Genomic DNA, 7,969 nt, shown 5'->3' with positions numbered 1-7,969 from the left:
TTTAACCAAATTTTTGGGCGGTAGGATTGGATCGGTAATACTAATACCGGTTTTTTTTAATAGCTGCTCTTTATCTTTATAGATAGGGTCGTTACCATCATATTTTGCGTAAGGCATAATAATATTCTCTAACGTATTATTTTATTTTTTTCTGTTTTTATTATTAACTCGTAAGGGTGTCTTGCCTTTTTTGCATAATACATCTAGATCGTAATAATAAAAGTTCCATGCTTCTCCAGTTTTAGGTGGTCTTGTATATAGATCCGTACTATTATTATATTTAGTTGAGTATTTTCCTTGCTTAATTAATTTAGCAACATATTGCATACTTATTTTGGCTAAATTAATGTTAGTAACTTCTTGCCAGCCCAATAGCGTAAAAATGCGCTCCGCCAGCGTGACATGCGTGGCAAGCGAATTTTTGTAAACCCTAAAAAAAGCTGCCCCTAATATTACCCCTAATGTACCAAAACCAATGGTCAAATTTTCCAACGAAAAATCGAAAAAAAAGTAGTTCATTAATAGCACGCAAATAACATAAAAGAAAAACATAGGTAGACGATATTGTTTGAAGGCTTGATTACGCCCGGCAAAACATAAAGGGATCAGCGAGATAATTTGTTCACTGGGTTTGAGCATGGCGTACACTTCGTAATGGTCAGCGTGTTTTTCGGCGACCACCTCGACTTGATCGCCATCATTAAATTTATAAAAACCGAGCCAACCTTTTAACGTGATGGTGTCATTCAATTTGGCAGTGATATATTGTGCCGCAAATAGATTACTACGGTCATTACCATTGGCATGGCCTAAGCCAGCCAGCGCGGCAATACTATTACCATTTAAGGTGGCAAGTAGTGCGCCCTTTCTAAGCTGATTTTGCTGTTTTTGTTTTTGCTCGTCACTTAAATAAGCGCCATCACCCAGCTGTGCATAGCAAAATAGACCTTTAAATTCGGATAGGGTGCCGGTTAATTTAACCAAATTTTGGGGTGGCAGGATCGGATCGGTAATACTAATACCGGTTTTTTTTAATAGCTGCTCTTTATCTTTATAGATAGGGTCGTTACCATCATATTTTGCGTAAGGCATAATCGAATTCCTTATATAATTATTGAGGGATAGGCCAATTATCAATAATTTGCCAATCACTCGATGAGAATACGGGCATATTTTCTTTGATACGTTTTTGTTCTTGTTCGGCGTAATATTCGGCTAGCTCATCTTCATATTTTTTTGAATATTGATTTTAATGCGTTATCTTCTTGTTCCTGCGATGCAGGTAAACTCATCGCCCAAGCAGGGTAAAACCGGTGGCGTGGCATGATATAGCCAAGATTTGTCGACCATTTGATTTTGAATTTTATAAAAGATTTTTAGGCTCATGTCAGTACACCATTTTTCTTATTCATTTTTTTATAGTAAAAAAGATTATTATCATCACGCATTGAGAAAAACCTAATTGTGGGTTGGTTTTTATCATTTTTAATTTTAACCTTCCTTTGACGTCTTAATTTTCTGACTTTTTTATTGGTAAATCGCCTTAAATCAATCCATGATACTTTTTCCCAATTTAGGGCTTTAAATATTTGTTCGGCTATTTTGGCTTTGGTTTTAAAACAGTCTTTTAAAGCAATATATAAACCAATAAAGGCAATAAAACCAAAAACCATTGAAACGATGCTAAGATGGTTTAAATAATATTTATGTAAGACTAAAACTTTATTAAGACCCTCATATAGAGCATATATTCCTGTATCTATCAAAATTGCAATTAACAACATGAGAATAGTACGTGGAAATGCGTAAAAGAAATAAGCCCAACGTCCCCTACAACAATTTGGACAGATACTAATCATCTGTTCATCGGGTTTAACAATGGCATAAATTTCGTAATGGTCATATTGCCATTCAGCGACCACAATCACTTCATCACCAGGTTGAAATGGACAATCTCCAACCCAACCGCGATAAATTTCATTTTCAATTTGTACATTGACAAAATTAGCCTTGCGTGAAATAGGTTCAACTTTTGCTCCTCCAGTCATACCATATTGCCCCCGCATAATTCCAATAATTGCACCTATTTTTGCTGCATTTTCAGTTCTTTCAATACTCTTTTTTACGTTTTCATATGATTCAATCTCAAATTGGCGTTCTCCTTCTTGTAAATCAATGCGTTTTATTGTTCCGCGAATGCAGGTAAATTCATCACCCCAACAAGGCAGTACAGGATCAGTTACTGGGTGTCGCCACGATCTATCTACAATCTTATTTTGAATTTTATAAAATGATTTTAGGGTCATATGCTTATCGCTCTTAATTTAGTGAATAAGGAGTATTTAATTGGAACTGTGAATTACTTTCTGGATCAATGCCTAAAATATTATTAAGCGAAAAATCAGAAAAGATTGAACTATCCCAACCAATATAAGTTAAAAAGCTGTCGGTGGCTTGTTCAACTTTTTCTTGATTTTCTTCAATTTTTATTAGCTTTTTAAAGGCTGTTAATTCTGCGTCAAAATTTGGGGATACATCACGATCATATTGAGTACCAAAACGGGTAGCTCTAATCCATTTTTGGATATCGTCATCAACAATCAATGTCCGAACAAAATCCACCACCATTAAAATTAATTGCACCCACCATGTGGCAAAAAATGTAAAAACTCTAAACCCAGCCATTATAATAAACTGCTTAATAATAATTCGACTAGCCAATCTATTCGACAATGCCAACAGAGCTGAACTGGATTTTATAAACTGGCTAACATATACAGCTACATTTAATACATTTAGAGATTTTTCAATATTATCTTGATTTTCTTTCGTTATCTGTGGAATTGCATATAATAATCCAAATATCGACGATACCCCACTGGTTAAATGCCCTGCAATTCTTAACCTTGTTACTAGTTTAGTACTTTTAAAGGAAATTTCGACAGGTTTGATTAGCACATTGGTGAATGAGCTGACCAAACTCAATGAAGCAGACAGTACTAAGTTAGTAAATTCATCGCCGTTGTAATTGTCTTTTTGAATAAATAACGTTGCTATAACCGGTAGCTGAAAAACAAGCAACACGGCAGATAGCCTTGTGTCTTTTAAATTACGTCCAAATGATTGGTTATTATGATTACCCCACATTTCATCGTGTTTTCTTTTAATGATAATATCATCTGGTTTTTCCGCTCTTTTTATAATAACTTTTCTTAAAATATTATGAGTGTAGTTTTTTAAGTAACTATTAATCAACATACCCCTCATACCTCTTTGTCCTACTTGCGGAAAAGGGCCTGAGAACATTCGATTATCAATGTTTAATTGTTTCATTCTGTCGACCCAAGTCCGACGGATGTAATCTTCATGCATGACACCGTTAACTACTTCTGGCTCAAGTCCTGCCCTTGCCATAAATATTTTTTGGGCGATAAAGTGATTAATATGATCAGCTGCAATACGCATATTGCCGACCACCACGCTAATAGGTTTAATACGGAAAAATTTGCCAATTAAAATAGAGGCAAGTTTATCGCGCTTGTAGGCGAATTTATCAATAAATTTAACATTGGCATTGGGTTTCTTTTTTTGCAAGTTGGCGTTGATTTCTTGACAAATTCCAGTAAAGTTAGATAAGTTATTAGGCGTATTGAACAAGATGTGAATCAGTCTTCCTTCGCCGTCGACTTTACTGCGTTTTTCAGCATCCAGTAAAAATTCTTCTAGCTCTTTAACGGCACCATTTTGGTTAAAGGCAACTGCTCGCCAAAGTAGATTGGTTTTAGGAATTTCACGCGCTTTTATCCATTCACCAATAATATCATTGCCTATTTTCGTGTCTTGCACGCCGTCTATCGCTGTGACAACCACACGCTCAAATTCGATTCCGTCTTCTATATTATTTTGACTATAGTCATTTAACGCATTAAGGTAATTATCGCTTTGGATCCATATAAATACATTTTCGCTACGCTGTTCGTGCAACAAGCCTGCTTGTTTCATGATTTGTTCGTATTTTTGGTGATAGGTGTCTCTTAACGGTTGATTAATTCGGGCTTGGTATTTTTTAAATTCTTCTCTTGGTATAGTGCGAATTTTGTCGACTTCGGTTTTGTGCATTAATTCGCGTATAGCTATGGTTAATTCTGCATCTTTGCGCAATTTGGCTATAGTTTTAAGATAGGCTTTGATATCTTTATTACTTTGCACACGTTTCATGACAAGATCCAATCGTCGATAATTGCTCGACACAACTCGTGAATCTTTTATCCAATCCTCAAACAGATCACGGCCTTTATTTAGCCCAGCTAGCATGTCGGGTTCAAAGCGATATTGGTTGTAATATTGGCCTCTACGCTTTTGTAGCCAATCAGTACCCTCTGTTTTTATTACTTCTTCTAGCCAATAATTATTTTTTTCTCTGCACATTTCTTCATAGATATTTAAATTTTTACGTCGTTCGTCTTCTGTGGATTGAATAAAGCTATTTTCAAAAAATGTTAATAGTGCATCGGATTGAATTTCATGTTCACGCTCTTCACTAAATAGCTGTAAGTATCCTACAATTTCATTACACCAACCATTTAATTCATAAGCAATGCCGACCGCATCCATTAGTCCTACAATGTAACCACTTGGTTCAATTGAACGTTGTGAAACAGATTCAATAGTATTATTCAAATGACGGTCAACGGCCCATGGAAAAGCGGTGCAATGGTTATCTAAGAACTTAGCATTCCATTGATTTATGTCATCTGAAACCAGATTATTAAAATGTTTAATTGTTGGATCGGCTATTTTTGATTTGATATCTTTATCTGCATAATCAATAATTTGTTTTATATTTTGTTGATTTAATTGTGCGATACCTTTTTCGTCAGCTATTGCGCCTGCTGCCATGTTTTTAGGCTCAAACATTGTCATTCTTTCACTGCGTAACTGACTATTCGTTTCATAGTTTTCTAGCACATCGTCTTGCCATTTATGCTCACTATAAGCTAACCAGACTTTGCCACACTGCTTTGGTTGTTCAATGCAAATAAATTCAGCACTGGCTGTATTTTGTAAAGTGGCAGCACAACCACAGTCTTCCTCAGCACTTGCCATTTGGGTTGAAAGTTGTTTCCAAAAACTACCATTTTCAGCTATTCTGTAGACTTCCCAATAGTTACTTCCTCTAGCACCTTCTTCATAAAAGAGATATAAAAAACCTTCACGAACTACTCTTAATGCATAGTCATAATTATATTTGAGTTTAGCTTTAGTAATATCTGGATGATTTGCCCAACTCGGCAGTTTAAGCCCCTCAACTTTTGGAATAGCACAATAATTAACCGGCAATATTGTCAATCCTTTTGATGAAGTACAATCACAATGCATAGCTTTCTCCTAGTTTTAATTCTTGACTTTGTTGCTTAGCTACTTGCCATTCTTCTTCTGTCATTGATGCAACTCGCTTCTGGTAATATGTTCCTTTCTCTTTTAATAACGCTGCAACTTTTGGGGTACGATGAAATTCACTACCTATCGTTAAGTAATGCAAAGCAAACAAAACTTTATCTTGTTCATCATTTAATTGGTATTGATTAGCAATGAGTAGTGCTTTTCGTATATGTTCTCTTGCTTGTGCTTCGTGATAACGAGGTTGGTTTTTATACTTATGTCGATATTTTATTAATGTTTGATTTTCGATGCCAATATTTGCAATATCTTTCATTTCTTGATTATTTAATCCTAAACGATGAACAACAAATTCCCAGCGAATTTTTGCCGCTTTATAACATTCTAATACACCATCGCCATTGAGTACTGCCCAACATGTTGTTGCACTAAGAATCTTATCTTTAATTTGCGGCAATATTAGACTTAACAAAGAACTCAATACCGCAGGATCATAAATACGTAGCAAATAATAATTGAATGACATTGAGTGCTTTTGAATGCATAAATTAGCAATATAATCACTTAGATCTTGTATTTTTTCATTCGAAAATAACCAACCACAAATTGCTCTTCCTTTTCCAGATAATAATGCTTTTGTTCTTGTTTTTTGAAAAGATAACTGGATTAATTGTTTTAATATTTCAATTTGTTCATTTAAATTGAATGGAAGTAATACTGGCACATTTTGAATATTGAACATGGGGTGATCAAATTGAATAAATTGCAATTTTGAATAGTTATCTTCGATATATGCATACACGTGATTTTCTAAGGCTAAATCACTGAGATCACGCAAGCTTAAATCTAATAGCAAATAACAATAGTCTGCTTCTTTAGCGTTTTTTATTAATTCATCTGCTATTTTACTAATTTGTCCATCAGACAATTTATCATCTTCATATAGAAAAAGTTCAGGCGTATTATTTGTTTTAGTCATAGTTCAACTAATGCCCCCTGTTTTTTTGTTTGTTGTGATAATGTCCTTTGGCATCCAATAGGTAGCGTATTTACTACCTTTTTATTCGCCGGTCCCATCTTTTGCTGTACATTACATTTAAGATAGATATTATCCTGTGTGCCCAGTTCGATGCCTTCACTGCTGATTTTGATATAAGAGCCACCACAGATGAGCGTTAGTTCATCGCTCGCCGTGATAGTTACCTCACCATCGACACTATCCACTTTAATATCTTGTTTGGCGGCCATATTAAGGTTAGCATTTTGGGCTTGTACTTCAATATCGCCTTGGTTGGCAAACAGTTTCATGCCCGCTTTTTGCGCAAATAAGCCAATCGCTTCAGCCGATGAAAGGGTGACGTTGTTTAAAGCGTTAATGTCGGTTTGATGTTCGCTGGTTAAGGTGAGGCTGCTCGCTGTTGTCAGTTGAATATTTTCAGGGCTGGTTAGGGCCAGGCCTTCTTGAGCATAGGCTAAAATGCCACTTTGGGTCAGTTCACTTAAGTTGGCTTTAAGTTGGTCTTGGCTGTCGGTATCGGCGCTGTGTGCCTCGGACTGGGTAGCGGCATTTTGTAGGGATTTGGCAATGGCTAAGGCATTTTCAAGTTGGGCAATCGCCGCTTGCATATCGAGTTGTTTGCCTTGCGCTTTCGGCTGGGTTTGCGTGGTTAAGTATAAGCCTCTATTGGCGGCAATCGCCCCCCATTCGTCGGTGCGTAGCTCAAAGCCTTCACCGCGGGGTTGTTTTTTATTATCGACCAAATGCCCCAAATTAAGTTGAGTTTTGCCGTATTCGGTGGCCAGTTTAATATGCTCTTGCCCACGTTTATCATCCATGCGCAGTTTGTTATTAGCCGGCGTGCGAATCACATTGCGGTGTTTGTTAATAGTGGTAACAAGGTCGGGGTGAGCACTGTCATGCATCGCATGGGCAATATACGGCCTATCGGGATTGCCCTGCATAAAGGCAATGGCCACTTCGGTGCCATCAATTAACGGGAAGTGAAAGCCATAGGTGTTACCCGCATACGGTTTGGCTAAGCGGACCCACAAGCTTTCCATGCCACTTTTCCACTCTTTTAAATCAAAGTTAAATTTAACCCGATAGCGTCCTTGGGTATCAATATAGCCATAAATGTCATTGTCGGGACTGGTGACCCTTGCCGGTAAAGTACCACTGACTTGTGGCCAGCGTATGGGCGCGGGGCGATAGGGTTTTAAGGCTTGATAAGGAATGGCGGTAAAGGTGAGCTCATAAGCATCAGTGCGATTACCTTGCCCCTGTACATTTAAAATAATGATACCGTCATTAATATCTGCTAGCGGACTGCCGTTGAGGTTAATCCATTGACCGGGGGCAAGGTGATAGTGATTACTCTTGCCTTTGAGAATAATTTGCTGGCTAATCGCCTGTTCATGACGAATACGGGCATACCACTGACCACTTTCAATCTGATTATCGTAAGTGTTATGGTCATTATCACTATTATCCTCACCATGAGTGTGTGGATTTCCCTGTCCGTTGCTCGCTAAGCCTTGATAGTGCTCAGCATAACGATAGTCGCTGCCA

6 protein-coding genes are annotated in these 7,969 nt (G+C 37.1%); all 6 read right to left on the bottom strand.

From position 1 onward, the window contains the following. Nucleotides 1–141: 141 nt before the first annotated feature. Nucleotides 142–1,092, bottom strand: coding sequence for a putative type VI secretion system effector (locus tag A9G23_RS03510; RefSeq protein WP_065586306.1), 951 nt, complete (start codon nt 1,090–1,092; stop codon nt 142–144). A 165-nt stretch (nt 1,093–1,257) separates the two neighbouring features. After that, entirely contained in the window at nt 1,258–1,386 is a 129-nt protein-coding gene (locus A9G23_RS11710; RefSeq protein ID WP_255306877.1) for a hypothetical protein, read from the bottom strand. Then, nucleotides 1,383–2,306 carry a putative type VI secretion system effector gene (locus A9G23_RS03505; RefSeq protein WP_065586305.1) on the bottom strand — a complete coding sequence of 308 codons (924 nt, stop codon included), beginning with the start codon at nt 2,304–2,306 and terminating at the stop codon, nt 1,383–1,385. Before A9G23_RS03505 ends, A9G23_RS11710 begins: the two co-directional genes overlap by 4 nt. 13 nt (nt 2,307–2,319) lie before the next feature. Next, nucleotides 2,320–5,379, bottom strand: a complete 3,060-nt coding sequence (locus tag A9G23_RS03500) for a T6SS effector BTH_I2691 family protein (protein ID WP_065586304.1) — start codon at nt 5,377–5,379, stop codon at nt 2,320–2,322. Next, a complete protein-coding gene (locus tag A9G23_RS03495) occupies nt 5,369–6,379 on the bottom strand; it encodes a DUF4123 domain-containing protein (RefSeq protein ID WP_065586303.1) in 1,011 nt (336 codons plus the stop codon). Before A9G23_RS03495 ends, A9G23_RS03500 begins: the two co-directional genes overlap by 11 nt. After that, nucleotides 6,376–7,969, bottom strand: a 1,594-nt coding sequence (locus tag A9G23_RS03490; RefSeq protein ID WP_141674905.1) for a DUF2345 domain-containing protein, incomplete at its 5' end; no start/stop codon positions are given. The genes A9G23_RS03495 and A9G23_RS03490, both read right to left, overlap by 4 nt.

Origin of the sequence: Gilliamella sp. App4-10 (assembly GCF_001690495.1) — a bacterium.
GTDB lineage: Bacteria > Pseudomonadota > Gammaproteobacteria > Enterobacterales > Orbaceae > Gilliamella > Gilliamella apicola_G.
Note: the sequence above shows the minus strand (reverse complement) of the source record. Positions and strands in the feature narration are given on the sequence as shown.

Bases quoted from the DNA above. Each gene is read 5' to 3' on its own strand.
- A9G23_RS03500 (WP_065586304.1), bottom strand. From the start codon at position 5,379: ATGCATTGTGATTGTACTTCATCAAAAGGATTGACAATATTGCCGGTT.
- A9G23_RS03505 (WP_065586305.1), bottom strand. From the start codon at position 2,306: ATGACCCTAAAATCATTTTATAAAATTCAAAATAAGATTGTAGATAGA.
- A9G23_RS03495 (WP_065586303.1), bottom strand. From the start codon at position 6,379: ATGACTAAAACAAATAATACGCCTGAACTTTTTCTATATGAAGATGAT.
- A9G23_RS11710 (WP_255306877.1), bottom strand. From the start codon at position 1,386: ATGAGCCTAAAAATCTTTTATAAAATTCAAAATCAAATGGTCGACAAA.
- A9G23_RS03510 (WP_065586306.1), bottom strand. From the start codon at position 1,092: ATGCCTTACGCAAAATATGATGGTAACGACCCTATCTATAAAGATAAA.